The organism is Asanoa siamensis (genome assembly GCF_016862555.1).
Classification (GTDB): domain Bacteria; phylum Actinomycetota; class Actinomycetes; order Mycobacteriales; family Micromonosporaceae; genus Asanoa; species Asanoa siamensis.
Map to the genome: position 1 here is coordinate 1 of NZ_BONE01000008.1, position 25,866 is coordinate 25,866.

Annotated in this window: 24 protein-coding genes; 8 read left to right on the top strand and 16 right to left on the bottom strand. The window is 69.1% G+C overall.

From position 1 onward, the window contains the following. Window positions 1-993 precede the first annotated feature (993 nt). Both Asi02nite_RS07010 and Asi02nite_RS07015 read left to right on the top strand, forming a co-directional pair. Entirely contained in the window at window positions 994-2,004 is a 1,011-nt protein-coding gene (locus tag Asi02nite_RS07010; RefSeq protein WP_203711339.1) for an ATP-grasp domain-containing protein, read from the top strand. A gap of 635 nt (window positions 2,005-2,639) precedes the next feature. Then, window positions 2,640-2,807 (top strand): hypothetical protein, encoded by a 168-nt coding sequence (locus Asi02nite_RS07015; RefSeq protein ID WP_203711340.1) that lies wholly within the window; start codon window positions 2,640-2,642, stop codon window positions 2,805-2,807. 142 nt (window positions 2,808-2,949) lie between these two features. Here Asi02nite_RS07015 and Asi02nite_RS07020 read toward each other — a convergent pair whose 3' ends face one another. Further along, a complete protein-coding gene (locus tag Asi02nite_RS07020; protein ID WP_203711341.1) occupies window positions 2,950-4,929 on the bottom strand; it encodes a DUF4209 domain-containing protein in 1,980 nt (659 codons plus the stop codon). A gap of 1,041 nt (window positions 4,930-5,970) precedes the next feature. Between Asi02nite_RS07020 and Asi02nite_RS07025 the strand changes: the two genes are divergently transcribed. Continuing rightward, window positions 5,971-6,879, top strand: coding sequence for a hypothetical protein (locus tag Asi02nite_RS07025; protein ID WP_203711342.1), 909 nt, complete (start codon window positions 5,971-5,973; stop codon window positions 6,877-6,879). Window positions 6,880-7,256: 377 nt separating this feature from the next. Here the strand turns inward: Asi02nite_RS07025 and Asi02nite_RS07030 are convergent, their stop codons facing one another. The 5 genes from Asi02nite_RS07030 to Asi02nite_RS07055 form a co-directional block, all read right to left on the bottom strand. Further along, complete coding sequence (locus Asi02nite_RS07030; protein WP_203711343.1) at window positions 7,257-7,724, bottom strand: NUDIX hydrolase; 468 nt, start codon at window positions 7,722-7,724, stop codon at window positions 7,257-7,259. Next, entirely contained in the window at window positions 7,724-8,848 is a 1,125-nt protein-coding gene (locus Asi02nite_RS07035; protein ID WP_203711344.1) for a DegT/DnrJ/EryC1/StrS family aminotransferase, read from the bottom strand. The genes Asi02nite_RS07030 and Asi02nite_RS07035 overlap by 1 nt, the downstream gene beginning before the upstream one ends. Next, window positions 8,838-9,872 carry a zinc-dependent alcohol dehydrogenase gene (locus Asi02nite_RS07040; RefSeq protein ID WP_239126542.1) on the bottom strand — a complete coding sequence of 345 codons (1,035 nt, stop codon included), beginning with the start codon at window positions 9,870-9,872 and terminating at the stop codon, window positions 8,838-8,840. The genes Asi02nite_RS07035 and Asi02nite_RS07040 overlap by 11 nt, the downstream gene beginning before the upstream one ends. Window positions 9,873-11,038: 1,166 nt before the next feature. Continuing rightward, window positions 11,039-11,338 (bottom strand): hypothetical protein, encoded by a 300-nt coding sequence (locus tag Asi02nite_RS07050; protein WP_203711345.1) that lies wholly within the window; start codon window positions 11,336-11,338, stop codon window positions 11,039-11,041. Window positions 11,339-11,776: 438 nt separating this feature from the next. After that, window positions 11,777-12,040, bottom strand: coding sequence for a hypothetical protein (locus Asi02nite_RS07055; RefSeq protein WP_203711346.1), 264 nt, complete (start codon window positions 12,038-12,040; stop codon window positions 11,777-11,779). A gap of 567 nt (window positions 12,041-12,607) precedes the next feature. On the opposite strand from Asi02nite_RS07055, the gene Asi02nite_RS07060 reads away from it, so the two are divergent. Further along, a complete protein-coding gene (locus Asi02nite_RS07060; RefSeq protein ID WP_203711347.1) occupies window positions 12,608-13,171 on the top strand; it encodes an NUDIX hydrolase in 564 nt (187 codons plus the stop codon). Here Asi02nite_RS07060 and Asi02nite_RS07065 read toward each other — a convergent pair. Both Asi02nite_RS07065 and Asi02nite_RS07070 read right to left on the bottom strand, forming a co-directional pair. Then, window positions 13,168-14,544 (bottom strand): helix-turn-helix domain-containing protein, encoded by a 1,377-nt coding sequence (locus Asi02nite_RS07065; protein WP_203711348.1) that lies wholly within the window; start codon window positions 14,542-14,544, stop codon window positions 13,168-13,170. The genes Asi02nite_RS07060 and Asi02nite_RS07065 overlap by 4 nt on opposite strands. Before the next feature lie 86 nt (window positions 14,545-14,630). After that, on the bottom strand, window positions 14,631-15,485 hold the full coding sequence (locus Asi02nite_RS07070; protein WP_239126543.1) for a DUF2637 domain-containing protein: 855 nt from the start codon (window positions 15,483-15,485) through the stop codon (window positions 14,631-14,633). A gap of 471 nt (window positions 15,486-15,956) precedes the next feature. Here Asi02nite_RS07070 and Asi02nite_RS07075 point away from each other — a divergent pair, with 471 nt between their 5' ends. Then, entirely contained in the window at window positions 15,957-17,339 is a 1,383-nt protein-coding gene (locus tag Asi02nite_RS07075; protein WP_203711349.1) for a hypothetical protein, read from the top strand. A 117-nt stretch (window positions 17,340-17,456) separates the two neighbouring features. Here Asi02nite_RS07075 and Asi02nite_RS07080 read toward each other — a convergent pair whose 3' ends face one another. The 3 genes from Asi02nite_RS07080 to Asi02nite_RS07090 form a co-directional block, all read right to left on the bottom strand. Continuing rightward, the gene (locus Asi02nite_RS07080; protein ID WP_203711350.1) at window positions 17,457-18,590 is read right to left on the bottom strand and encodes a helix-turn-helix domain-containing protein; all 1,134 of its coding nucleotides are present in this window, start codon (window positions 18,588-18,590) and stop codon (window positions 17,457-17,459) included. Window positions 18,591-18,608: 18 nt separating this feature from the next. Then, entirely contained in the window at window positions 18,609-19,559 is a 951-nt protein-coding gene (locus Asi02nite_RS07085) for a pyridoxal phosphate-dependent decarboxylase family protein (protein WP_203711351.1), read from the bottom strand. Window positions 19,560-19,656: 97 nt separating this feature from the next. Next, window positions 19,657-19,833, bottom strand: a complete 177-nt coding sequence (locus Asi02nite_RS07090) for a hypothetical protein (protein ID WP_203711352.1) — start codon at window positions 19,831-19,833, stop codon at window positions 19,657-19,659. A 202-nt stretch (window positions 19,834-20,035) separates the two neighbouring features. Between Asi02nite_RS07090 and Asi02nite_RS07095 the strand changes: the two genes are divergently transcribed. Continuing rightward, a complete protein-coding gene (locus Asi02nite_RS07095) occupies window positions 20,036-20,578 on the top strand; it encodes a hypothetical protein (protein WP_203711353.1) in 543 nt (180 codons plus the stop codon). Here Asi02nite_RS07095 and Asi02nite_RS07100 read toward each other — a convergent pair whose 3' ends face one another. Together Asi02nite_RS07100 and Asi02nite_RS07105 are read right to left on the bottom strand one after the other, a co-directional pair. Then, complete coding sequence (locus Asi02nite_RS07100; protein ID WP_203711354.1) at window positions 20,579-21,826, bottom strand: cupin domain-containing protein; 1,248 nt, start codon at window positions 21,824-21,826, stop codon at window positions 20,579-20,581. It lies immediately after the preceding gene. Further along, window positions 21,819-22,136, bottom strand: a complete 318-nt coding sequence (locus Asi02nite_RS07105; protein WP_203711355.1) for a hypothetical protein — start codon at window positions 22,134-22,136, stop codon at window positions 21,819-21,821. Before Asi02nite_RS07105 ends, Asi02nite_RS07100 begins: the two co-directional genes overlap by 8 nt. 137 nt (window positions 22,137-22,273) lie before the next feature. On the opposite strand from Asi02nite_RS07105, the gene Asi02nite_RS07110 reads away from it, so the two are divergent. After that, complete coding sequence (locus Asi02nite_RS07110) at window positions 22,274-23,023, top strand: DUF72 domain-containing protein (RefSeq protein WP_203711356.1); 750 nt, start codon at window positions 22,274-22,276, stop codon at window positions 23,021-23,023. Next, the gene (gene surE / locus Asi02nite_RS07115) at window positions 23,020-23,802 is read left to right on the top strand and encodes a 5'/3'-nucleotidase SurE (RefSeq protein WP_203711357.1); all 783 of its coding nucleotides are present in this window, start codon (window positions 23,020-23,022) and stop codon (window positions 23,800-23,802) included. The genes Asi02nite_RS07110 and surE overlap by 4 nt, the downstream gene beginning before the upstream one ends. Here surE and Asi02nite_RS07120 read toward each other — a convergent pair whose 3' ends face one another. Genes Asi02nite_RS07120 through Asi02nite_RS07130 form a run of 3 tightly spaced genes read right to left on the bottom strand, consistent with a single transcriptional unit; the run spans window position 23,803 to window position 25,834 of the window. Then, window positions 23,803-24,258, bottom strand: a complete 456-nt coding sequence (locus tag Asi02nite_RS07120) for a hypothetical protein (RefSeq protein WP_203711358.1) — start codon at window positions 24,256-24,258, stop codon at window positions 23,803-23,805. It abuts the gene before it with no gap. Window positions 24,259-24,267: 9 nt separating this feature from the next. After that, window positions 24,268-24,900, bottom strand: coding sequence for a maleylpyruvate isomerase N-terminal domain-containing protein (locus Asi02nite_RS07125; RefSeq protein WP_203711359.1), 633 nt, complete (start codon window positions 24,898-24,900; stop codon window positions 24,268-24,270). Between the two features lie 16 nt (window positions 24,901-24,916). Beyond that, the gene (locus tag Asi02nite_RS07130) at window positions 24,917-25,834 is read right to left on the bottom strand and encodes an AEC family transporter (RefSeq protein ID WP_203711360.1); all 918 of its coding nucleotides are present in this window, start codon (window positions 25,832-25,834) and stop codon (window positions 24,917-24,919) included. Window positions 25,835-25,866 lie beyond the last annotated feature (32 nt).

The following is a 25,866-nucleotide window of genomic DNA, read 5'->3' on the forward strand; positions in this document are numbered from 1 at the left end:
AGGAACGCAAGATCGACCGGATCCCCGCAAGGCATTTCAAGAGGTCCTCAGATAGCGAACAACTCCAAGTGCGGGCGTTCGCGTTAGCCACAGGCTGCCCAACATGTGGATAACTCGCGTCCGAACTCACTCGAAGGTTCAAGAGGGCGGAGTTGATCATCTTCACCGCTCCGTCCGCGTAGGTGGGCCAGGGGAGCACCGCGGCCCCATGCGACCCAGGAGTGCCCACGTCGGCCACGCCTACATGCCCCTTGTCCCTTTGCGACTCTGGTTGGCCGCGAACTACCCGGACCCGCCGCACACCAGTCGCAGCCAGACCGTGTCTGCTGGTCCAGGTCGTTCGTTTTCGTAGATCACCCGACCTTGGCCAGACGGACGCTGCTCGACCAGGCACGGTTTCCGAGTTGGCGGTCCGGACGGCCAAGGCGTCAAGTCGGTGGGCGGTGTGGCGGAGTTGGACGACCTCAAGCGGTGGCTGTCCTGCGGCGATTTCGCGGGAATCGACGTGCAACCGGTCGAGGTAGCTGAGCAATGGCTTGAGCTTTCCGACGCTATCCCGTGAAACGGCAAAGGCTCACCAGGCATCTCACCGGGTGAGCCCTTGCGTTCGACGGCGCATCGGAGCCGTCGCGATACGCAATGACGAGCACGATCCTTCCCGCCTCAATGTTGGTCGTCCAATGTCTAGGGTTCGCCCTCGCGCGGCGGCGATGCCGGCGACCAGTTGCCGTTGAGGTCGGCCTCCAGCACGCGGTCTGCGGCGCTCAGCGGCGTCCGGGGAATGGCCCCTCGTCCGGACTCGCCTTCTGACCAGGAAGCCCCCGGCCTTTAGACGACGTCGACCGGACCGTTGCGGCTGCCGCGCATCCACACCAACGACAACATGATCACCGAATGGATCAACCCGGGGGTCGTTACACTACGCGCTGTAGCTGGCCGCGCCCCGTGATTCAGGCCAGTGCATTCAAATGCCATAGTTATGTCCATGAACTCATGAACGGCTTGAAGGTCGGAGTTGGTCCCGCTGATGAAGATCGTTCGGGCTGGTTGCTGGAATCGGTGACAAACTTGAGTGCTCGCCCCGTAGTCATCGTCGGGAGTCCTTTCGACCCCCACGTTCGGGTCATCGCTGACCTCTTGCCGACTCGCGGCACTGTGGTCATCGACGCCAGCCGGCAGCATGAAGTCCTGCGGTGGCTTGATCTGCGGCAGACGGCACTGATCGATGCAGCCGGGGAGGTGCTCAAACTTGAGTCTGGCTGTCCCGGCCGCGGATGGCTTCGCCGGCTTGCGCCGGCGGGCTGGGATCGCGGAGTGGCGCTCGGCGGACACGCTGCCGCAGTGCTGTCGTCGCGGTTGTCTCTGCTAGCCACACTGCTCCGAGATCCCGGCCTGTCATGGGTCACCTCGGTCGATGCCCTTTACGCCGCCGAGAACAAGCTGGTGCAGTACCGAGCCGCGTTGCAGGAAGGGGTGCGCGTTCCATCCACCATGGTCAGCGGGTCCGCATCGGATCTCGCAGACGGACTGGGAGAACCGTTCGTGTTGAAGCCGTTTGGTCCCGGGAACTTCGAGGACGAAGGGCATCAGCAAGTCGTGCACGTCCACGCTGTTCATGCCGCTGACGTAGCCGAGGTGGAGCTGCTCGACGCGCCGTTCATTGCCCAGCAGGTCGTCCACGCGCACAAGCATCTGCGTGTGGTGACGGTGCAGGACCACGCGTGGGTGACCGAGCTGGACGCCACCGGGCTACCACTCGACTGGCGGGAACACGCACCCGCCCACCACGCCTTCACCGCCTCCGCGTGCTGGCCAGAGGTTGAGAGCGGGGCACTCCAGCTGGCTGCCGCGCTTCATGTGGGATTCAGTAGCCAGGACTGGGTGGTCGATAACGACGGCCCGCTCTTCCTCGACCTGAATCCTGGCGGCCAGTGGTTGTTCCTACCTGATCGTGTGACGACGCCGATCGCTCGTGCGCTCGCGGGCTGGTTGGCGGGAAGCTAGGTGCGGGTCATCCGGGGGAGGTTCGCCGAGCCTCGCGTCTATCTGTGGTACGTGTTCGCGTTGATCCGTCCGGGCATCGAAGTGCCGACGTTCGGCAAACCGGAGCAGTTCACCGGTGACATCGAACGGCTACCGCCCGACGATCTGAAGGTTGTCGTCGAGGAGGGACGTCGCCAAGTCGACCGTCAACTGGCTGACCTGGAGAAGAACCGTTCCCGTGCCGCGACGATGTTGACGATCGGTCTCGCGGAGGTGGCAGTCCTCTCCGCCAGCGCGCATCGAGTCTTCACCCATGGACCCTTTGTGACGCTCGTATGGACGACGAGCGTCGTCTTGGCCGTCCTCACCATCGGCGGCGCCGCGTCACTGTTAACGTCCCAAGCTGTATTCGGGCGCGTGGACACCCGACAGCTCGCGACGGGCCCCATTCCAGCGTTGCGTGAGGCGGCCCTCGGCTACGCACGCGCTGTGGGGCAAGGTGAGGAGACCATCCGGACCCGTATTACGGTGTTGCGCGATGGCGTGTCACTTGCCGTTGCGTCCGCATTGTTGTACGCAGTGATCTGGCCGTTCGTTGCGGCCTCAAGCAACCCGTCGAAGTCGGTGCCAAGCCCTCCATCCACAGGAGCGACCTCATGTCCCACGACTTGTACAAGTTCCTCGCCAAGCCCGCCGAGCCCGACGATGACCGCGACCCCAAGTCCGGCCGCGACAAACGGGACCCCAACACCGCCCTAACCGCCTCCGTAGAAACGATCGACAACGACCGGGCGACCTACCTGCTCGGGAACGTAAGCCTGTAGACCCGGGCGGACAAAGGGCACCCGGTGCCTTCGGCCATGCCCACGATGGCAGAAGGAGTGTTCACCGTCGGCCGGTGGACCTCAACGAGTTGATGGCGTGCAGTACGCAGCCTCCAGGCGGCTAGCTCGCCCTCGCCGCCGTTCACCGCGGGGCGGGTGGCTCGCCGCAGCGCTCCCGCCTTCCGTCCCGCTCCCGGGCGAGGCGCGCGCGGGCGGTCCGGACGCGCCACCATGCCCGCTCCAATATTCGGCCTCCAGCGGCCAACAGACCGTCGATGGGTCCGGACACAGGCGGGGGCGTGGCCAGTATCTTAACCAGATCGGAGCGCTCCCGGTCGCCGATCCCGACACCGTCCGGTCCGACTGGAGAGCTGACCAGCGCCAGTACAGCTACCGCGCGCAGGGTCAACGCGGCGTACTCAGGCGTTGTTTTCAGGGGCAGGCCGTGGGCCATGTTGTTGCGCAGGTTGGCCCCGAAAGGTCCGAGCAGTAGCCACCGCAAAAAGTACGCCCAGGACTCGTCGAGCGCGATTTGCTCCAGTTTGTCGAGCAGCACGTATAGGCCCGGATATCCGCCGGGATCCTTGGCCGCCTCGACCCGGTAGATGCCCTCGTCGAGTTCGAGGAGGAGGTTGCGGGCGGCGGTTTCCAGCCGAGGCGTCACCAGGTAGATGCAGGACTCGGTATCGCCGCGCCAGTAGTGGCGGAAGCCCTTGGCCAGGCTGCGCAGCAGGTTGACGTCGCGGCCACCGCGGCTGAGGAAGTAGTCGACCAGGTCGTCCTGGCCGGGAGTGCCGTACCGGTCTGCTATCCGACGGAGCCCCTCTGCCATCAGCCGGCCGATGTTCTCGGCACGGACCTGAGCGAACAGGCTCATGCCGAACCGGTCTTGCGCCTCCGGGTCACCGGCTGTGGCCCTGGGCAGGCCGTTGGCGAAGATCATCGGCGGGAGGATTCGGCTCAGTCCCTGGTGGGTTTGGCGACCGAGCTGTCGCAGCTGACCGATCGGCCCAGTGGGTGGGTCGTCGGCGAGGAATTCGTCGAGGGCGTCGCGCCAGTCCGCTGAGCGGGTGTACTCGCACAGAAACCCCTCGATCACGTGCGGCGGCAACGGTGATGACGCCTCGAAGGTCTTCAGTCCAAGCTCGGACGGAGCGATGCGTTGCATTGCTGAGACGATGTCGCGCTGCAGGTCGGGAAGGCTCCGAGCCCGGGCCACCTGGGCGGCCTCGCGGAGCCGGATCATCCTGACCGCCGGTTGGGTCGCCTGCTCGGCGTGGCGTTGGTGCCCGGTCACTTCGTCGCGGGCGATCAGTTCCAGCGTGGCGGTGTCGGCCGTCCGCCGTCGCCGAAATCCGGCGATCGCCGTGGCGTGGTTCCCGACGAACACTGCGGCAGCACGAACGAGTAGTTCGTCAACGTCGTGTGGATCAGCTGCATTGTCCCGCGCCGCCGTCTTGGGGCCGGCGGCGAGCGCACCAAGGAGCGGCACTACGACACCTGGGCTTTCGCCGGGACGGCGATCCATGACCTCCTCGAGGATTGCGGCCATCTGTGCCCGCGCCTGCGCTTCCAGGTCGTGGTTGCCGACAGACCGCGCCAGCGTCCAAGCCCGCACCACTGCATCGATCACGTCCATGCTGATGACGCCGCCCTGAGCCAGAGACAGGTAGGCCCCAGCAGACCGGCTTACCCGAGCTCGGCCATTGCCGTCGCGGCGGCAGAAGAGCAGGTCTTCAAGCCGTGCCACCGCCGCAGGGGCGGCAACGGCGGTGGCAGTCCCCCGCCACAACCGAACCACCTGGTCGGTGACCTCCCGCACCGGCGGGAGCCATCCGCCAAGCGCTACGAGCTGGCAGCCGTCCCGGCCGTCGAGGTCCAATCGCAACTGATAGGTGAACGCCAGCAGCAGTTCCCGCCGCAAGGCCTCACCCGCCGGCACACCGTCAGGGATCTCGGCCTGGGCCAGCGCGAGCGCGACGTCCGTGTAGTTTTGGGCTCCCGTACACGCCTCGTCGAGGAGTCGACCCCCCACGGCCGGGTGCGCCGAATCGAACTGGTACGGAATCCGCGGATCCATTGGGTCGTCGTCGGGTTTTTCCGCGAGCTCGGCGAGAGTCACATACATCTCCGTGTGCATCAGGTTGCGCCTGAAAAGGGCGCCATGGTTAGCAGACGGACGCATCCAAATACACGCCCCAATGAATGCACCGGCCGCCTTACCCAGCTTCTGTCGCCCGGACTCGAACAACTCTACATTCTGTCCTCCTCCCAGCTCCCGTAAAGGAAGTCCTGATGTACGTCCAGCATGGTCAACACGCCACCGTTAATTATGTCGAACGCCTCACGGAACGTCACCGCGAGCCGGCTCACATCGACCGCATAGGCTGTCGAGTTCAACTGGCCCGAGTAGCGGAAGGCTTCTCTAGCCGGGTCAATCTGGTGGATAAAGCGAAAGCACCTTCATCGTCACGTCCCCGAGGCCGCCGAGATTCAGCCTCGTGAGGAGAACCTGGAGCTGGGTAGCCAACGGCGCGAGCCTGTGGCCCTGCTTCCGCTTCAGATGAGTTTCAAGACTTTTGGCCCACGGTTCGGGTTCGCCGTTCCCGCCGAAGCAAACGCATGCCGCCGCTTGGCGGATGGCCTGCTTAGGGCGAGTTCGATGCCATGGCGGTAGTTGTAGATCAAAGGCAGGAGTACCCTGTCGTTCGGGTGAGGACCTAGCTGCCAAGCCACGAGGATGGCGTCCCCTGCCTTGGCCACCCTCCCGCTAGGCCGCGGTCGCCGTCGTAGTACTCGATCCATGCGGTGTCATCCGAGCACTCGCCGGGAAGTGCGCTGAGCAGATCACCCATGATGTGTAGTGTGGCCTGGCGTCTCGAACTCGTCATCCGAGTTCATTGGATCCCTCGATAGGGTGCCCCCGGCGCCAGTACCAGGTTCTAGGAGGTGCTGCGGTAACCACTCACGATCGAATTAGTGGTCGGGTTAAAGCATGGCGTGTCCCCCCGGGGCCAGAAGTGACGCCGAGACGCTCCGAGCAACGAGTTCACCAAAGAATCCAATAGCACAGCCCGGAACTATGGCCCGAGCATCGTGTGGTGAGCGCTACGCCGCTGAACGGCCAGCGGCTTGCAGCCGGCGCCTAAATTGGAAGGTCTCTATGCGATCCACCCAGCGTGAGAAGGACGAGATCCGCGCCTATGTAGAGGCTCAGGCCCACGAGGATGTCCTCCACCTCGAGAAGGCTGCCTCCGAGCTGATCGGCCCTGTGCGGCATGCCATCTGGGATGTGCATTGCGCGACGAGCCGCTGGTGGGTGCTTACGAACCCGACCAACCTATACGATCAGACGGACTTCAGAAGCCGTGACGTGGCGCTGACCTTCCATGTCGGACTGGCTTTACGTATGTCGTATCTCCAGGAGCGGGATGTGCTCGTCGCGCCGACACAGGCGGACCTGCTGCCTGGCTCGTGGCGGCGGTGGGAGCAGGCGTTCGAGGCATACGACAGCGGCGACGAGGCCGAGAACTTCCAGGCGGTCGGCGTTCGGCTACGCGAGTGTCTGGTGTCGTTCATCGGAGAGACGATGAGCGACGAGTTGGTGCCGACGGGCGTGGAACGTCCGAAGAACGCGGACTTCAAGGGTTGGACCGACCTGATAGCGAACGCGTTGGCTGGCGGCGACTCCTCAGCCAAGCTGCGGTCGTATTTGAAGGCGATAGCCGTCGAGACCTGGACGTACGTGAACTGGCTGACCCATGCGAAGAATGCTGTGCGGATGGATGCCGAGATCGGGCTAAAGACGGTTGAGCACCTGCTAGGGATGTTCACGGCCGCACGGCTGCGAACGAGTCGGGCCACTGGGCGTTGCGAAGAGTGTGGCTCGTACCGGGTGGTGGGTGGCGTATGCAAACACTGCGAGTGGGTTGATCCCAACTACGAGCCGCCTTTGCTGCCGCACTTGAGCGACGAAGAGCGGGCGCGGCGGCTGGCAGAGCCGTGCACGCCGAGTTCCGACATTGCGACGTTCATGAGCCCGGAGAGCGCTCGGCAAGAGACGAGTCGCTGATCTCGGCAGGAGCCCGCTTGGCGCACCGGCGTCAGCGCTCACCGCTACGCCTTCGCGTAGTCGATTGACGGGTGTCGGACCGGTGGCCTACTCATCCGAAGGTGTTCTCCCGGCTGGGCGGAAAATGCGCGATGACGACCAGTCGCACTCTCGTCAGCGTCCAGTGCGCGGCACGCGGCTGACGTCGGGCGTAGAACGCTAGCCAAAGACTGCCGAAGACGGTGCTCGCAGCCCATAGGTGGAGTCAGGTGAGGCCGTCCAGGTGGGCCAGTTCGGGCTGTCAGAACCACGCCCGCGAGCCGTATCGACCGCGGCCCGCGACCGGCTTGTTAAAGCCGCGCAACCTCACTGACATCGGTTTGCTGGCGTCGTCCGAGCTAGTGGGCCTTGGCCCAGCGTGCGGCTTCGGCGATGAGTTCGGGTAGTTCCGCAGGCGTGGGCAGGCTGACGATGCCGTCGAGTGGGACCCAGTGGGCGCCGGCGACTTCGTCGAGTTGGGCTGTGGGGAGGCCGGCGTCGGCTGGGGCGCGGCAGATGTAGACGTGGTCGATGTGGCGGTGTTCGCCAACTTTGGAGTCGGTGACGGTCATTTCGATGATGGCCCAGGGTGACGGGTGGCTGTCCACCGCGGCGTGAACGAAGGCGGGTATGCCGATGACGTGTGCGTGGATGCCGGTTTCTTCGTGGACTTCGCGGAGGGCGGCTTGGGCGGGGTCTTCGTTGGGGTCGATGTGTCCGCCGGGGTAGAGCCAGAGTCCGACTTTGTTGTGGTGGATGAGTAGGACGTTCTGGTGGGGCTCGTCGAAGACGATGGCGGAGGCGGTGTTGTGCCGGACGTTGGTCATCAGGGTTGTCCTTCGGCGAGCGCGTGGGTGCGGTCGGTGACCCATCTTAGGGCGGATGGGGTCATACCTGGGTGAACGGGTAGTTGGATGGTCGTCGCGGTGAGCTGTTCGGCGTTCGGGCATGGTGTGGCGTATTGGGCGAAGATCGGCTGGTGGTAGAGCGGCTTGTAGCGGTACCGACTGGAGTCGGGCGGCAACCCGGCCGCAGCGAAGGCGGTCGCCGTAGCTTCTGCTTTGTCGGGCCTAGTGGTCAGGACGAGGTTGTAGTAGTTGGGCTCGTCGCCTTTGGCGTACGGGAGTTCGGCCAGGATGCTGCCGTCGCGTGGTAGGCCGGCGAGGATCTGGTGGGCGTTGTCGCGGCGTTGCTGTAGTTGGGTGTGGAGTTCGCGTAGCCGAGTGAGTCCGATCGCGGCCAGCGGTGCGGCGAGTTTGTAGTTGACGCCGTGCTGTGTTCCTTTGAGGTGGCCGAGGTGGGTGTAGTGGTCGATGCGGTCGGCAAGCTCTAGATCGTCGGTGAGTACGAAGCCGCCTTCGCCGGTGGAGAGCAGCTTGCGGTCATGGGTGGAGAAGCAACCGGCGCGGTAACGGGTTCCGGCGTACTGACCGCGGATGCGGGTGCCGTGGGCCTGGCAGGCGTCTTCGATCAGCGGTACGCCGGCTTCGGCGAGAACGGTCGCGGCGTCGGCATCGTCGACCGGATATCCCCACAGCGGGAGGCTTATCGCGGCCTTGGTCCGCGCCGTGATCTTCGCTTTCAGGTCGGCTGCATGGAGGGCAAGGCTGCCGGGTCCGGTGTCGACGATGACGGGGATCGCGCCACACGTCAGGATCGGCAGAGCGGTGGGAATCGGGGCGGTCGCGGGGACGAGGACCTCGTCACCGGGTCTGACGTCCAGGGCGACGAACGCAGCGTGGATTGCGGAGCTGCCTGAGTTGACCGCTACGGCTCGCCGGACGCCGAACCAGTCCGCCAGTGCCCGCTCGTATTCGGCGAGGACGGGAGCGCCGCCGGAGAGGCGCCCGTCGGTGAAGACTGCGGCGATCTGGTCGAGCTCGCCGGTCTGTGGCGGGGTGTAACGGTCGTTGACGGGGTGGACCGCGTCGAAGGTGTCGCTAATGGTCATAGGTCAACACCACCTTGATCGTGTCTTGGGGCGTGTCGCTGATCAGCGTGTACGCGTCCGCCGCCTGGTCGAACGGGATGCGGTGGGTGATCAGGCCGTCGGTGCGGATCGTTCCGTCGGCGATGAGGTGCCAGGCGGTGCGGTTGAGTCGGTCGAGGGTCCACTGCGGGTGAGCCCGTTGCGGACACCCGTTGATCGTCATTGAGGAGATCAGCGTGATGCGGTTGCGGTGGTACTCCTCGCCGAGCCGCAGGCCGCTCTGGTCGCCGTGGTAGGAGGCGACCGTCGCGACGCGGCCGGCGACACGCAGGCAGCGGATCGCTTCGTGGAGTCCGCCGTAGGAGCCGGACGCTTCGATCGCGGCATCGGCGCCGGCTCCGTCGGTCAGGTCATGGACCTCGGCGGCCACGTCGATGGTGTCGGCATGGAGGCCGTGGACACCGAGCGCTTGGGCGGCTTGGACGCGCAGCGGGTAGCGGTCGACGCCGATCACGCGGGCGCCGGCGTGGCGGGCGTGTTGCGCGGCGAGCAGGCCCACCGTGCCGAGCCCCATCACGACCACCGTCTCGCCGACTCGTAGGGCCGCGTCATGGACGCCGGCGAGGGCGACGCGGGTGAGGATGTGGAACACGGCTCGTTCCGGATCGGTGTCGGCGGGCAGCAGTCCAGCAGTGGCCGCGGTCTCGGTGAGTAGGTGGCCCGTGGCGTGCGGGGCGTCGACAGCGACCAGGTCACCTACCTCGACGTGTGTGACAGCGCGGCCAATCTGGGCGACGCGGGCAATCGACTCGTACCCGGGCGCGACCGGATAGTCCCGGCCCTGTCCGTCGGTGTAGTAGCGGTGATCGGCATCCCAGGTGCGGTGCAGGGCGGCAGCGGCGCCGCCCAACCAGGCCATCTCGGTTCCGTGGCTGATGCCGGAGATCATCGTCTCGGCGAAGACGTCGCTGTCACCCAAGCGCGGCAGCCGCTGCTCGATAATCTCGACCTGCCCAGGCCCACAGATCAGGAGGCGTCTACACAACGGCCCTCCGCTGGGCTGGAGGGTGCGCCGAAGGGTGTGGTCCGTTGCGGTGTTGGCGGGGGTGGTCATCGGACCTCCAAAGTTGATGAGGCTGCCGCAACTGGGCGGCGAGCTCGTTGACGTGACTGTCGAGGAACGCGTCGAACGTCGATGCGTCCAGGCGGATCAGGCGCCGGTCCCAGGCGTCGTACGCGGCTTCGAAGGAGTGGGAAAGCGCGGCGGCTTCGGTTTGGCTGAAGGTCGCTTCCATGGGTCGGCCGCGTCCCCGTACTCGCTGGCATATGGTGGCCGGGTCCGCGGACATCCCGATCAGCACGTCCGGCTGCGGCACGCCCCGAGCCCACACCTGAACGGTCTCTGAGATCCGGGCAACGTCGATCTGGGGCAGCGTCGTTGCGGCGAAGATCGCCTGTTTGATCAGCGCCCAGTCAGCGATGACGTTCCGTCCGCTGGACAGGGCCTGACCGATCTCGCGTAGTTGGGCGATCCGGAGCGCGACGAATGTCAGCTCGACCCGTAACGCAGACGCGTTATCGGGACGCTCGCTTCGCAGGAGCGGTTCGAGGAACGGGTTGGCGTCGAAAGGATCCAGGACCAGGGGTTCCGTGCAGCGCTCGAGTGAGCTTTCTGGCGAGGGTCGTCTTGCCGACGCCGGTCACTCCTTCTACCGCGACGAAGAGCCCGAACGCCTTGAGCCCATCCGTCCGGACATCTCCGGTCGCGAAACAGGCCTGTGGTCCGTCGGAGTCTGGGTCGAACCGCGCCACGGACGACCCCGCGGTTTCCAGCCATTCGCTGAGGCCAGGAGCAGGGTCGTCTCGGCGGTTGCTGATGGCGCGGTCAGGCGGACCCGTCGCTGGCATCCAGGCCAGGGTCCGCTTTGCTGGCGATGCTGTCATCTGACCTCCTCGGGGGTTCCGCTCGTGCCGCGGTTGTCATACCGATCGAGAACTGCGAGCGCCCACCTGGCTTGCTCGCAGGGAAACCACACCATCCGCCGTTCGAGCCCACATCCGAGACAGAACCCGTCGTCGTCGATGTGGGTCTGAGCTACTTCCATCGCGGCGACTCGCACGCTGGACCATCCGGCATCAGCTCCGCCCGCTGCATCGGTGGGAGTCCCAGCAACCGGAGTAAAGCGAGCTGGATGCACTGCGGGTGGCCGTCTACTGCGTCGGACGCCGCTGCGCCTCCGCCCTCGTCGCCGCTGCTGGATCCGGGCCCCGGACGGGGCCGTAGACACCCCGGCGAACATCGCGGGCGAACGCGCGCATCTCGTCGGCCCAGAAGAACAACGCGTCCGCTTCCCGACCGCCTGGGGCGATCTTGATGGCGTGGCCGTCGCCGAGTTCCTGGACGTAGCGGGGTAGGTCGCCGGCCGCGATCGTCCGTAGCAGGTCCGCCCAGTCATCGCGGGTGAACCTGAGCTCCGGCCCGAGCTGCACGCGGGCGTTACGGACGAACACCGCCGTCGGCTCCTCCCGCACCGCCCAGTGAGAAGAGTCGTCACGTGCGTCCAAGCTGCTGGGAATGCCCGTGCGATACGGCATTATCTGCTCCTCCTCGGGTCTCAAGGCGTGGGGAATTCGTGGTACCGACGGCCTGGAACGTCACGGCTGCCGTGGGTGGGTTCAAGATCCGCTCGGTCACGGTCGGACCGCCGGCCCAGAACAGGAAGCGGCACGCCAGTAACCGCGGTTGCCCCTTCGCCGTTCCGTACAAGTCACTTGACGCCACGAACAGTTGACCGACCAGGTACACCGCGAGTGCGGCCTCGTCGCCGTCGAACCGCTGCGCCAGTTCTGTCCGTGCCCGAGGGCACGGCCAGTCGTCGCCGTCGACCGCACACAGCCAGCTGGGCCGCGCTGAGACATGCTCCGGTTTCGATGCACCAGACGTGCCGGTCATCGGCGCCGTCCCCGGTCACGCGGGTCTGCCACCACGCGCAAGCCAGCGACCTGTACGAACACGCAGCGACGCTCGACCGCGTCGCCTGCGGGCGTGATCTCATAGACGTCGATCCAGCACCAGCCGTCGTAAGTCGGCCAGTCATGGTGGCGGATCACCCTGGCAAGGATCGCGTTCGACCCAGCAAACTGGACACTCGCGGCGCGACTCAACACCAGAACCTCGCCCGAGCGGGGAAGCGTTGCCGCGGCTGATCTCACGCCACGCCGCCTAGCAACGACGTGCCCGCGTGAACCAGCCGTGCGCCCACCAACTCCGGGCGGGTCAGGCCAGGTCGGCGGCGCGGTAACCGGGCGCACCGCTCAAACACCCGGGCCGCCGCTTCGTGGTTCGTGCATGGTCCGAGGACCTTGCATTCCACGCACAGCCCGTCGCCGCTGGACACCGCGTGGCGATCCAGCACTGCCTGCGCCCGTTCAATCTGCTGACCGCCCGAATACGTCGCCATCTCACCGCCCTCACGTTCACGTTGGGTCGGGCGCGCCGCGCATACCCGGCGAGGTGCTCCTCCCCGGTGCATCACGCGGCACGCCCGACCCGATTCACCCGCCGCAACGGAGCCACGTGTCACGCAACGGCGGGGAGTTCTGTGCTGGCCCCATGGCGTGCGCGCCGTGGGCCGGTCGGGAACTTGCTGGTCGCAATGCCTTTCGGTCAGTAGCGTGGCGGTCGCGGACCGTTGAACTTAAGTCGACAGGCGTCAGCCGCTGTCAGCCGACACACGCCGGCGGAGTACAGGTCGGTGTACGAGCGGCTACCGTCCAGGCATGACGGCCGAACCCAAGCGCGCAAGTGAATGGACTATCCACGGGGAGCGAATTGTCGACGACACCCGGCGGGCGGTATTGAGCATTGCCGACGTGGAGCTACCCGATGGAGTTCGTTTCGAGCAATACGTGCTTCGGGTGCCCGGCGCCGCGATGGTCGTCGTTCTGGATGACGACGAGCGGGTGCTGATGGTGTGGCGGCACCGCTTCATCATGAAGCGGTGGGTCTGGGAGCTGCCCGGCGGCTACGTCGACCAGGCGGAGGATCCCCTGACCTGCGCGGCGCGGGAAGTCGAGGAAGAGACCGGATGGCGCCCGCGAACCATGGAAAAGCTCGTGACGTTTCAACCGATGGTGGGGACGATCGACCAGGAAAACGTGGTCTATCTCGCCCGTGGCGCTGACCCCACGGGTGCGGCGCCGGACATCAACGAGGCCGAGCGCGTCGGCTGGATTCCGTTGACTGAGATTCAGCAGCACCTGACCAACGGGACCATTGTTGGCGCGGGCTCCGTATCGGGTCTACTCGCTGTGCTGCTACTCAGGGCCTCTGGGAAGCTCTAGACCGTCCGAAGGACGGGCCTGGCCCGTTCGGCGAAATCGCGTACTGCGGGAAGGCCGGCATGCTTGCCGAGCCGACTTGCCAGATCGATCAGGTAGTCACGCGCCCGCGAGGAGTCGAGTCCTTCAGCGGCCTCAACCGCCTGAGTTCCCACGTGGGCCGCTTCCTCGACGTCTCCGGTTTGCGCGTGCGCGACCGCGAGGAGCGCAAGGTTGAACTGGCGACCCCGCGCGTACTGGCGTCCATCCATGTCGAGTGACCGTTTGGCGAACCGCTGGGCAACGTCACCTCGGCCGAGGGCGGTGAAGCAGTGGCCGAACTTCGCCGCGAGATACGCCTCGTCGAAATACCCGATCCACTGGGGATCGCTAGCCCGATCAGCCGTATCAAAAATTCTCTCGGCTCTGTCGAGAGCCGACGCGCACGCCGCCTCGTCGGCGCCCGCCGCGTGCCCCTGCGCCTCGAGCACGGCCGCCTCCGCCTGGATCGCGGCTACCCCCGCCTCGGTAGCGGCACGCCCGGCCGCACGGGCAAGATCTACGGCCTCGCCGGAGGCGCGCATGTACGCCGCCTGATGACTCATCGCCGCCAGAATCTCCGCACCCAACGCCCGGTCACCGGCGCTCGCCGCGAACCGCAACGCCTGGACCATGTAACGCTGAGCCAGGCCGTGCAGACCAGAATCGTATGAGGCCCACGCGGCAAGCTGCGTCGCCTCCGCGACAGCCGAGAAAAGCGCACGACCGGTTACCGGATCGAATCGGCCCCTGGCCAGTTCCGCGACGTCGCCATGGAGAAAACGAACTACGCTTTCTCGGATGTGACCGCCGCCGAACTGGTTATCCAACGTTCGGTACGTCGCGGTGATGCGGCGCACCGTCTCCACATCCGGTGAACCGATCAGCTTTTCTCCGTGACCGGCAGGTCGTTCATCCAGCGGCGAGATCAGCCACCGCATAGCGGGAGGCAGAAACGCCGCCGCGCTGAAACCCGCGGTCCGAAGTACGTCGCGCCGTTGCATGTCTCCCCGCCACAGCTCCGCGGCGACATCGATTCCGTGCCGCCAGTCCGGCGCGAACTCTAGCCCCGCCGGTGCCGCATGGGCGCCGCGTTCAACCCTGACGGGCCGTTCCTGGCTGTCGGCTGACACGGCGTACACCAAGGCTGACAGCTGTCCACCTGCGCCGAGCGCGGCGTCGAGCAGGGCCGCCACCGACACGCTCGGACGTTTGGTCCCGGATTCGAGATCCCAAAGGTAGCCGTGCGAGCAATGGATCTTCTGCCCAAGACGCCGCAACGACATACCAGACTGTTCCCGCAGTTCCTTAAGCCGCCGTCCGAAGCCCTGATCAACAACGACAGTCCGTCGCGGCATCGCTTCGCTCCCAAGGTCCAGACGAAATGTGGTTCCGTCACCCGATCGGCAATGGCGCGTTCCGCTAACGTTACCGCCACTGCGGTTCAAGCAGCGTTCTCAGTTTTGTCGGGGTCCGCCGGATGAGTTGGTGTGGACAATGGCCCGATCGTGGTCGTGTCCCGCTCGGCCTTGAGGATCTTGACCAGGAGGGATGCGCGTTCGTTGGACACGCCGTGACCACTGTCACGCAGGGCGTCCGCGAGGTTGTCTCGGGACAGTGAGCGCCCCTCGCGGGCCAACCGGGTGCGGGCGGTTCTCGCCGCCGGTATGAGGTGCGCGACGGTGCCTACGCTCGACGGCGAAGCCGGCTTGTTGTGGCCATCGATGCCTTCCGCCGCGCGGCCGACCACGTCAGCCGGGCCGGTCTCGAACGAGGGCCGGGTTTCCACCTGGTGGCAGGGGACGGTCTCGATCTCTGCTACGCCGTCCGGGTCGGCCGTCCGAACGCTTTGGGCGACGTCCGGGACTGTTGGGACCGTCCGCTGATCGTCCCGGGCGACCGCCCGATGGCTGTCCTGCGCATCAAACATGGCGAACAGCAACTTGACGGAGACGAGCATGGACAACGCCGGCCACCCAGCAAGCGCTTTGCCGATCGGATCCGCGCCACCCACCGCGACGTTCGCGGCCAGGCTCGCCGCAGTGCCGATGATCAACGCCACCCACGGAACCCAACCTGTCGGCCGCCCAGCACGACGCTGCGCGACCAGGAAGAGACTGGCCACGATTTCCAACCCGTCCACGCTGATCGGGAACGCGTACGACTTCCAACCGGTCTGGCCATGATCGGCGGCCAACTCGCGCATGTGCGCGAAACTGATCGCGCCCGCCACGATGGCAAGACCAGCGACGCAGACGGCCGTAAGGACCAACAGCATCTTGTCGGTTCGGGTCCTCATCCGTTCACCTCCACCTGAGGTGAGGCCGACCTGAGCAGCGTCACCAGGGCATCGAGCACCCGCTCGGCGGCGTCGGCGGGCATGGACAGGTGCGAGTCACCCACCTGCACATGCAGATAGGGCTCACACCGCCACGGAGCACACGCCTCCGTTAGCCAAGCCGTCCCGTCCCGAGTCGGTAGCCACTGAGCCGTCGTCAGACCCAGCGGAACCGGGGCCGACCTGTGCTCACCACCGACGCCGGACCGGTAGCCGTTGGCCTGGCTGGCCGGGTCAGCGGTGCAACGGCTGCGGTCACACCACGCGGGATGGCTTGGGACGTAACGGTTTCGGGAGCCGGACCGGGCATCAATCGATGCCTGCCTTTTTTCGCTCATTGACTACGGTGAAGCGGCACGGCCACGACGCGATACGCCGGTTGCGGGCGATCGCCCCGGACCTCGTCGACCGCGCGGCGGAGAGGAGCCCGCGATGACCGCCCGACTCCGCGAGTCGCTGCACGACGCGGCGACCGACGTCCCGGCGTACCCGGTCTACGAGAGGTCGCTCGCCACCGCCCGCCGGTCGCGGCGGCGTTCCGCGCTGGCGACGGCCCTGGTCCTGGTCGCGCTGGCCGGCGCCGGGGTGGCAGTGCCACTGGTGGCGCGGCCCGCCACGGAACCCGCCGTCGGCGCCGATGCCGGGGCCGCCCTGCCGGACCGCGTCGGTGTGCCGCCCCGCGGCAACCTGCACTCCACCGACTGGCCGCCGCTCGGTCCGGCATCGGTGGTCTTCGCGGGCCAGGCTCCCGGCCTGATGTGGGGCGACGAGGGCAGCATCATCACCATCGTCGGCGCGACCGACGACCGGTACCGGATCATCAAGGGCCGGAACGAGGCGCAACCCGGCGAGGACACGGTGTTGTCCCCCGACGGACGCCGGATAGCCGTCGGAACCGGCTCGTCCGCGCGCGTGGTGGACCTGATGACGGGGCGCAGCCGCGCTGTCGACACCGGCGTCTCCGACGTCGTGTCGTCCGAAGCCGCGGCCTGGTCGCCGGACGGTCGGGCCGTGGTGGTCCGGGAAACGGTGCCGGCCAACGCGGAAGGCAGCGCGTACCGGATGGTGTTGAGCCTCGTCCGGCTCGACGGGTCGGGGCGGGTGCGGCTGGCCGAGGCCGACCACGCCGCCGGCCTGGGCTCGCCGGTGGCTTTCGCACCCGACCGGCTCGCCTACCAGACAGGACGGACGGTCACGGTCGCGGGCCTGGACGGACGGCAGCAGTCGGCGTTCGCCCTCGCGCCCGACACGGAACTGGCCGGAAAGGGCGCCTGGAACGCGGACGGGACGCTGACGATCGCCCGGCGCGACGGCAGCGGTTGGAGTCTCCGGCGGGTCGACGCGCACACGGGTCGGGATCTCGGTGCGCTGGACACGCCGGCTGTCGCGGACGTGACCGCCATCCGGCTGCTGGGCTGGTCGGCGGACGGGTCCGCGCGGGTGGTCGCCTACGTGCCCTCCCCCACGGCACCGGCTGCGTTCGACGTGCCGCTCACGATGGACCAACGACTCGCGTACGGCAACGTCGGCACGGTCGAGGTGCTGGCGCTCGACCGGGGCGCCACCGCACCGACGACGTTGCTCACGGCCCCCGCCGACGTCGTCGCGATCGACGTCGCCGACACGGTGATCCGCAGCGGCCGCACCCGTGCCGCGACGCCGCCGGAGGGGATCGGCCCGCGCTTCTGGTTCTGGACGATCCTCCTCGTGCTGCTGGGTGTCGGCATCGTGGCCTACCGGCGCCGCGTCCAACTCGCCCTGTGGCTCGACGATCGCCGCGTCCGCCGCTCCCGCCGCCAGAGGCCACCGCGCTGAGCCTGATCGCGCGGCCGGCGAGGCAGGTGATGCCGAACGCGGTGGTGGTCATCCTGGTACCGGCGGCGCAGCGACACCAGTTCACGCCCGGCCCGCGGGCGTACGCCCGGGACGTGCTTACGGGTGGCGGCCCGCCGCCGCGAGGCTGAGTAGCGAGCGCACCAGGCCGTCGACGGTGTGCGGGTCCCAGCCCGTGATCTCCCGCCAGCGGGACAGCCGGTACTTCACGGTGTTCGGGTGCACGTGCAGCGCGTCGGCGCTGGCCGCGATCGAGAGGGCGTGCGCGGCGTACGCGGCCACCGCCTCGCCGAGATGCGGCTGCGGTGCCGCCGGCCCGGGGTCGATCAACGGCCGGAGGCGGTGCGCCTGCGGCAGCAGCGTGGCCAGCAGCCAGTCCGCCTCGAACCGCACGCTGGTGCCCCGGCTCTCGGCCAGCGCCAGCGCCCGGTCCGCGTCGGCGAGGCTGTCGGCCGCACCCGCCAGCCCTTCGCGGGACAGGCCGGAACCGGTGATGCCGCGCGTCTCCAGCGCGGCGAGGACCGTTGCCGCCGGAATGCCCTGCGCCAGCACGATCACCGTCGGACCGACCGTCACGACGCAGCTCGTGCCGCGGGTCAGCGCGCGCCGCAGGTCCCGCAACCGCTCCGCGGGCCAGTCCCGCGCCCGGCCGCGGAAGGCCTGGAAGGTGCCGTCGGGGTCGAAGCCGAGCCCGCGCGCCGCGGACCGCGCGGCTTCGGGGTCGGACCCGGCGACGAGGCCGGTGACCAGTGCCCGGGCCAACTCCGCCCGGACCTCCTCGCGATCCGCGGCCGCGGTGGCGTAGCCGTCGGCGACCGCGCCGGTGATCGCCCGTAGCCAGCCCCACATCAGGTCGATGACCGGCAGCAGCCGGCGTTCCTGGCCGGCGCCGTGGGCCGCCGCGCGCGACAGCAACTCGTCCCAGATGAGCTGGTAGCCGACGTGGTAGGCGCCCAGCGCCGTCTCGACCGGGATGCCCTGCTCGGCGCGGCGCCGGCCGAGCAGGCGCCCGTGGGCCGCCTCGGAGGCCGCCGGTGGCCGGCGCCCGGCCAGACCCGCGAGCAGGCCGCGAAACTCGCCGGTCACCATCTCGACCTGCTCGGGCTCCGGGACGACGGAGTATTCCGGAAGCTCCCGGCGGATGTGGGCGACGACGCGCGCCGCGATCGCGTCGACGTCGCGCTCCGCCTCGCGGCAGACTGCTTCGGCGAAATCCCAGGAGGATTCGTCCATCGCGTCGAGCGTACCCAGTCATGGTTCCGTCGCGAGGCGCGTGACACGCCGCAGCAGAGCCCGCAGCGTCTCCTCGTCGGTGGCCGGGGACATCGCGGTCAGCCGCAGGTGGCGCACGCCGCCGATCTCGACCGAGCTCAGGTGGAAGCTGCCCTCGTCGATCAGGCGGTCACGCAGCACGCGCTGGTCGCCGTCACCCACCCGGAAACAGACGATATTGCTGTCCGGCTCGTACGGGCAGTGCACGCCCGGATACTCGCGGGCGAGTTCCCAGAACCGGTGCGCCGTCTCGTACTGCCGCGCCACGTAGTCGCCCAGCCCGTCCTCGCCCCGCCACGCGACGTTGAGGAAGATCTTCAGTCCCAACGCGGCCTTCGTGCCCTCGACCGTGCGCCGCACCTGGTCGAACCGCTGCTCGCCGTAGAACAGATAGGACGCTTCCTGGTGGAACGCCGCGTCCAGCGCCGCCTCGTCCCTCGTGAGCACCGCCGCCGCGACCCCGGACGTGCGGAGCATCTTGTGGGCGTCCCAGACCACCGAGTCGGCGAGGTCGATGCCGTCCAGCAGGTGCCGGTGCCGCGGTGACAGCAGCGCGGACGCGCCGTGCGCGCCGTCCACGTGCAGCCAGATGCCGTGCTCCCGGCAGAACTCGCCGACACCGCGCAGGTCGTCGTACAACCCGGTCGCGGTGGCGCAGGCGTTCGCGACCAGAGCCTTGTCGAGCATCCAGCGCAGGACCTCGAACTCGACGGTGGCCGCGGCGGCGCCCATCTCGTAGACGGACATCACGTTGTTGGTGACGCCATGGACCAGATCCCCGAGCGCCGAGGGTACGTCCGGCGGCGCGGTCCGGCGGACCACCGGCACCTGCCCACGCTGACTCTCGTCGACGTACGCGGACAGCGCGTCGACGGTGACCGCGGCGGCCTTGGCGAACTCCCCGACGTCCCACGTCTGCGAACTGCTCATGGGGCCAAGTCTGGTGAGCGCGAGCCGCGCCGGCCTTGGTCACCGGGCCAAAGTCCGACCCCCGGGGCCTGCCGGTTCCGCCAACGGCGGGCTCGCCTCACGGCCGGCCGGCGGCCCGCCAGTGTCGAACGAGCGCGCGCCCGCCGACCGCGAGGCCGCCGAGGACGAGGAGAAGCCCGATGACCACGAGCCCCGGCGCGTCGTCGCTGCTCCCGTACACGACGGCCGCGACACCGAGCGCGGCCAGAACGAGCGTGACGGCAAGCGTCTTCATGGGATCCCCTTTCGCGTGCGACGAGAGGTTCAACGCGTCGCCCGGGCCAAGGGCACGTTTGCCTGCGGCTCCCGCGCGGCTGGAGGACGCTGAAAGGAAATCCGCCACTGCGTACACGGGGGTTGTCATGTTCGCGCGGTCTTCGACTCTTACCGCTCAGAAGTCCTCTATCGACCGGGGCATCGCGTTCGGTGACGAGTTGATGAGTGAGCTTCTGGAGATCGAGGGGTGCGTGGGGATGTCGCTCCTCGTCGACCGGGCGGGCGGCCGCTGTGTCGCCACCTCGTCGTGGCAGAGCGAGGACGCCATGCGGGCGAGCGAGAGTCGGGTGCCGCCGCTGCGGAAGCGGCTCATGGGTGCCTTCGGTGCCACCGATCTCACCAACGAGGAGTGGGACGTCGTCGTCATGCACCGGCTGCACCGCGCTCCCGAGGGTGCCCGCGCCCGGGTCGGCTACCTGAGCGGCGACGCCGCGCGGGCCGACGAGTGGGGCGACATCTTCAAGTCGCTGCTGCCCACGATCGAGAGCTTCTCCGGGTTCTGCAGCGCCAGCCTCCTGCTGAACCGCGACTCCGGCCGCGCGGTGGCCAACGTGATCTTCGACAGCGAGACCGCGCTCGAGCAGTCGCGCGACCAGGCCACCCGGATCCGCACCCGGGCCGCCGGGCGGATGGGTGCCGAGATCATGGACGTCGCCGAGTACGAGCTCGCCTTCGCCCACCTGCGGGTGCCCGAGCTGGTCTGACTAACCGGCGGGCACCGCGACGGCCTCGCGCAGGAGGCGGCGCGCCAGGACCAGGCGGGACTCGTCGTCGTCCAGGCCCGGCAGGTCGGCCACCCGGGTGACCGCGCCGTCCAGGAAGGCGCGCAAGGCCGGCTCGCAGCCCGCCGGGAACAGCACCGCCCGGTCGAAGACCCGCAGGCGGATCTGGCCGTCCGCCGGCTCGAGACGCCAGTGCAGACCCGGACGCGGCATGAGGTGGTCCGCCGGCGTCAGGCCCGCGACGAGACCCGCCTGGGCCAGGGGACGCAGCGGCGCCGGGCGCAGGGCCGGCCACGAGCGGCGGCGCAGCCGTTCAGCGACCGCGGCCGGTGACGCGGTCTCGAGCCACGACCGCAGCGCGGCCACCGTCTCCGTCAGCTCCGCGGAGAGCTGGTCCGGGTCGCTGACGTCCAGCCCGTACGGCAGCGACGCCCGCAGCCGCGGCGACTCCGCCGCCTCGGCCAGCAGCGCCTCCACCAGGGCGTACCTGGTCAGGGCCCGGATCCCGACCGTCAGGTGCAGCGACGAGTCGTCCTGCGCGGCCGCGCTGTGCAGCCAGCCCCGCGGCAGGTAGAGGGCGTCGCCGGGCGCGAGGACCACGTCGAGGGCCGGCTCGCCCGCCGCCGTCGCCGAGACCTCGTCGGCGCGGCCGCCCCACGCCTGCCGCTCCAGCGGGGCCTCCAGCACCGGCGGGTGGATCCGCCACCGCTTGCGGCCGTCGACCTGGAGCACGAAGACGTCGTGGGTGTCGTAGTGGGTCGAGAAGCCCTGGCTGCCCGGCGGGGTCAGGTAGGCGTTGATCTGCAACGGCTGGCGCAGCGCCGCGCCGAGCTCACCGGCGAACGCGATCAGCGGCGGCCACGTGCGGTGCAGCGCCTGCAGCACCAGGGTCGCGCCGTCCGCGTACAGGCCGAGGATCTTCTCGTCGAGAACCTGGTCGTCGATCTCGGCGCCGGCCCCGCCGCCGCCGGTGTAGCGCCCGGCCGGCACGAGCGCGCCGTCCTTGGCGACCCGAAGGAAGGGCGTCCGCAGGCCCCTCCGGCTCAGCAGCTCGTCGGCGTCCGCCGGGGACAGCAGGTCGACGAAGCCGTCGGGCCCGTTCAGCTCCGCGGCGCGCGACAACAGGGGCGCCTTGCCCCAGTAGGCGCCCGCGAACTGACCCGGGTCGACGCTGACACAACGGGTGAGCGCCGGGCGGTGCGCACCGCCCGGCGCGGTCCCGTCAGGCACCCCCGTCGGCCCCGCCGTCGTGGCCCTGCGGGTTCGTGCCGCCGTCCGCCGGGCCCTCGCCCGCGCCGCCGTCGGCGCCGCCGTCGTGACCCTGCGGGTTCGTGCCGCCGTCGGCGACGCCCTCGTTGGCGCCGGCGCTGCCGTCGGCACCACCGTCATGGCCGCCCGGGTTCGTGCCGCCGTCCGCGACGCCTTCGGCTCCGCCGTCCGCGCCACCGTCGTGACCCTGGGGGTTCGTCCCGCCGTCGGCCGGGCCTTCGCCCCCGCCACCGCCACCGGTCGTGGTCATGTCGTCGTCGTCGAGTGTCATCGAGTAGCCCCTTCGCGCTTATGACGCCCCCAAGGGGCGCTTCAACCGCTCCCGTACCCGTCGAACGATCACCTGTAACCCCAGAATGACCCGTCCGGGCGTGCCTGCGGGCGCGAATCCTGGGTAACCCAGGACCCGTGATTCGAGTCGGCACGTCCGGTTGGCAGTACCGGGACTGGCGTGGCACGTTCTATCCGGAGAAGCTCCCCCAGAAGTCCTGGCTGGAGCACTACGCCGCGCGGTTCGCCACCGTGGAGATCAACAACGCGTTCTACCGGCTCCCGGAACGCGACACGTTCGTCACCTGGCGTGAGCGGACTCCCGACGACTTCGCGGTCGGCGTCAAGATGAGCCGCTACCTCACCCACATCAAGCGCCTCAAAGACCCCGCCGAGCCCGTGAAGCGGTTCCTGGACCACGCGGAGGGCCTCGGCGACCGGCTCGGGCCAGTCCTGGTGCAGCTACCACCGAACCTGAAGGCGGTGCCGGAGGATCTGGCCGCCGTGCTCGCGCAGTTCCCCCGCGACGTCCGGGTCGCGGTCGAGCCCCGCCACGACACCTGGTGGACCCCGGAGATCAAGGCCATTCTGGAGAAGCACGGCGCGGCGTTGTCCTGGGCCGACCGGCTGGGCCGCCCGACGACCCCGCTGTGGCGCACGGCCGACTGGGGTTACCTGCGGTTCCACGAGGGCAGGGCGACACCGCGGCCACGGTACGGGCGAAGCGCGCTGCGCACCTGGGCCGGCCGGCTGAAGGAGGCGTTCGGGACCGGCGCCGACGCGTACGTCTACTTCAACAACGACCCGGGCGGCGCGGCCGTGGTCGACGCCGAGGCGTTCGCACGCGTGGCGGGCGGTGCGGGCCTGACCCCGACGCGTACGCCGTGAGCCCGCGCGTCCTGGTCACCAATGACGACGGCATCGACGCCGCCGGCATCCGCGCGCTGGCCGGGGCGTTGCGCGCGGCCGGCTTCGATACCGTCGTCGCGGCACCGAACATCGACGCCAGCGGCACGAGCGCCGCGCTGAACGCCACGGAGGAGGACGGCCGCGTGGTGATCGAGGAGCGGGATCTCGGGTACGCGATCGCCGGCTCGCCCGCGTACATCACGCTGCTGGGCCTGCACGGCGCCTTCGGTCCCGCGCCGGACCTGGTCGTCTCCGGCATCAACCGGGGCGCGAACGCGGGCCGGGCGGTGCTGCACTCGGGCACGGTCGGCGCGGCCCTGACGGCGTCGGCCGCCGGCTGCCGGGCCATGGCCGTCTCGCTGGACATCCTCTCCCCCGCGGCCGCGACCACGGCCAGCGGCGGCGCCGTCATGACGTTGTCCAAAGAGGACGAGGAGCGCCGCAACTGGGGCACGGCCGCCGCCACCGCGGTCGACCTCGTCGACGCGCTGCTCGCCGCCCCGGAGGCCGTGGTGCTCAACGTCAACGTCCCGGACCTGCCGGCGGACCGGCTGCGTGGCCTGCGGCGGGCCGGCCTCGCCGCCTTCGGCCAGGTGCAGATGACCGTGGTGGAGACCGGGCAGGGCTTCGTCCGCACCGCGCTGGAGGAGTCCGGCGAGCGGCTGGTGCCCGGCACCGACCTGGCGGCCCTGGCCGAGGGCTACGCCACCGTGACGGCCCTGCGCGCGCTGAGCGAGGTCGACCTGCCCGGCATCTGATCAGCCCGCGGCGGCGGCCGTCTCGGCGTCCCACTGGGCGATGACGACGCCGAGCACGAAGACCTGCGTCGGCAGGGGGACCGTCGGCAGCGAGAGCTCGACGTCGCGCCGCCAGACGCTCGGCCGGCGGGCATGGCCCACCGCGTTGTCACCGACGTAGAGGTCCTGCTGCTGGCTCCAGATGGAGCGGCGGCGGAACTCGAAGGCCTGGTCGCGGTAGGTCACCGTCCACCGCTTACGGCCGACCCGCGCGGCCGTCGCCAACTCGGCACCGGCCTCGTCGACCATTGTGGACCGGCCGCCCCAGGCTCTGCCGCGGACCTCGAAGCGGTGCCCGTCGAGGACGAACGCGCCTCCGTGCTTCCAGAACGAGGCTTCCCAGGTGGTCAGCGGCCGGCCGTCGAGCGCGACGTCGTAGCGGTTGCGCCAGGCGCTGACCGGGCGGGCGGTGAGCATGCACCCACGTTAGCCGCGCAGGGCAACCGGGCGGCCGTCCCAGCGCCACGATTCGCGCCGCGGGTGCCCGGGCAGCGCGATCCGGCCCGTCGCCCAGAGCAGCCGCTCCCACGGGTCGTCGTGCGCCGGGATGTCGGGGAACAGCCGCGCGACGACCCGCTCGCACAGGTCGGCCGGCGGGTGCCAGGGCAGGCCGAGGGTGCCGGCCACGTCGTGGGCGTGCACCACGGTCTCCACCACGCCCATGGCCGCGAAGCCTTCGGGGTCGCTGACGCCGTAGGTGTGGTAGGACAGCCGGTCGGCGGGCGCGGTAATGACCACGGCCGCGAGCAGCGCGCCGCACGACTCGAGCACCTGGAGCAGGCCGAGGGTGCCGGCGGCCCGCTCGACGAAGATCGTGCCGGGCGGGCCGCCGTCGCGCTCGTAGTGCCAGCGGGCCGGCACGTGCGTCTCCGTCGGCGCGTCGGTCGGGCCCAGTTGCAGCGCGTAGGCGAACAGGTCGTCGGCCGTGTGCTCGATCGTTTCCCAACACGTCCAGGTCAGGGCGCCCGCGGGCACGTCCCACGCGTCGTCGGGGACGTCGCGCAGGGTCGCGCGGAGCAACGCCACGGCGGTGGTCACGTCGGCAGGGGTAACCGTCACCGGCGGACCCTACCAATTACGTCAGCAGGGCCGCGACGACGATCAGCACGGGTACGGCCGCCAGGGTGGAGAGCACGATCGCGTCCCGGGCCAGCCCGGTGGCCCGGCCGTAGCGGGTCGCGTACACGAAGAGGTTCTGCGCGCTCGGCAGCGCCGACAGCACGACCGCCGACAGCAGCGCGTGACCGTCGAGGCCGAAGACGAAGCGCCCGATCGCCCAGGCGACCGTGGGCTGCACCACGACCTTGAGCGCGACGGCGAGGTACCGCTGCCCGGCGTCCGGGCCGCCGGCGAACGGACGGCTGCCGCGCAGGGCCAGCCCGAGGGCGAGCAGGGCCAGCGGCACGGCGGCGCCACCGACCAGTTCGAACGGGCGGAGCACCTCGGGCGGCAGGCGCCAGCCGGAGGCCGCCACCAGCAGACCGCAGAGGCAGGCGACGCTGATCGGGTTGCGCAGCGGGGCCGAGAGCAGCCGCAGCGGCGCCGGGCGGTGCCCCGCCGCGGTGACGTCGAGCACCGCCAGCGCCGTCGGTGTCGCGACCAGGAGTTGGAAGAGCAGCACGGGCACGATCAGGGAGGCGTCGCCCAGCACGTACGCGGCGATCGGCAGGCCGAGGTTGCCGGCGTTGACGTAGGACGCGCAGAGGGCGCCGATGGTCACCTCGGGCGCCGGCCGCGCGCGCAGGCTCAGGCCGACGTAGAGGCCGGCCGCCACGACCGTGCTCAGCACGAACACCGCCAGGGCCGGCGTGAACACCTTGTCGAGGCTCGAGGTGGCCAGGGTCGAGAAGAGCAGGGCCGGCGCGGCCAGGTAGAAGACCAGGCGGGCGAGGAGGGCGGTGGCGTCCGGGCCGAGGATGCCCAACCGGCCCGCCAGGTAGCCGGCCAGGGTCACCAGCCAGATACCGGCGAACCCGGTGAGCACCGCCCGCATGCCGGACATCCTGCCGGGGCCGGGGCATCATG

Excerpts from the sequence above, each read along its gene's own strand:
- Asi02nite_RS07010 (WP_203711339.1), top strand. The coding sequence starts at position 994 with ATGAACGGCTTGAAGGTCGGAGTTGGTCCCGCTGATGAAGATCGTTCG.
- Asi02nite_RS07015 (WP_203711340.1), top strand. The coding sequence starts at position 2,640 with ATGTCCCACGACTTGTACAAGTTCCTCGCCAAGCCCGCCGAGCCCGAC.
- Asi02nite_RS07025 (WP_203711342.1), top strand. The coding sequence starts at position 5,971 with ATGCGATCCACCCAGCGTGAGAAGGACGAGATCCGCGCCTATGTAGAG.
- Asi02nite_RS07030 (WP_203711343.1), bottom strand. The coding sequence starts at position 7,724 with ATGACCAACGTCCGGCACAACACCGCCTCCGCCATCGTCTTCGACGAG.
- Asi02nite_RS07035 (WP_203711344.1), bottom strand. The coding sequence starts at position 8,848 with ATGACCATTAGCGACACCTTCGACGCGGTCCACCCCGTCAACGACCGT.
- Asi02nite_RS07060 (WP_203711347.1), top strand. The coding sequence starts at position 12,608 with ATGACGGCCGAACCCAAGCGCGCAAGTGAATGGACTATCCACGGGGAG.
- Asi02nite_RS07065 (WP_203711348.1), bottom strand. The coding sequence starts at position 14,544 with ATGCCGCGACGGACTGTCGTTGTTGATCAGGGCTTCGGACGGCGGCTT.
- Asi02nite_RS07070 (WP_239126543.1), bottom strand. The coding sequence starts at position 15,485 with ATGAGGACCCGAACCGACAAGATGCTGTTGGTCCTTACGGCCGTCTGC.
- Asi02nite_RS07075 (WP_203711349.1), top strand. The coding sequence starts at position 15,957 with ATGACCGCCCGACTCCGCGAGTCGCTGCACGACGCGGCGACCGACGTC.
- Asi02nite_RS07080 (WP_203711350.1), bottom strand. The coding sequence starts at position 18,590 with ATGGACGAATCCTCCTGGGATTTCGCCGAAGCAGTCTGCCGCGAGGCG.
- Asi02nite_RS07085 (WP_203711351.1), bottom strand. The coding sequence starts at position 19,559 with ATGAGCAGTTCGCAGACGTGGGACGTCGGGGAGTTCGCCAAGGCCGCC.
- Asi02nite_RS07090 (WP_203711352.1), bottom strand. The coding sequence starts at position 19,833 with ATGAAGACGCTTGCCGTCACGCTCGTTCTGGCCGCGCTCGGTGTCGCG.
- Asi02nite_RS07095 (WP_203711353.1), top strand. The coding sequence starts at position 20,036 with ATGAGTGAGCTTCTGGAGATCGAGGGGTGCGTGGGGATGTCGCTCCTC.
- Asi02nite_RS07105 (WP_203711355.1), bottom strand. The coding sequence starts at position 22,136 with ATGACACTCGACGACGACGACATGACCACGACCGGTGGCGGTGGCGGG.
- Asi02nite_RS07120 (WP_203711358.1), bottom strand. The coding sequence starts at position 24,258 with ATGCTCACCGCCCGCCCGGTCAGCGCCTGGCGCAACCGCTACGACGTC.
- Asi02nite_RS07130 (WP_203711360.1), bottom strand. The coding sequence starts at position 25,834 with ATGCGGGCGGTGCTCACCGGGTTCGCCGGTATCTGGCTGGTGACCCTG.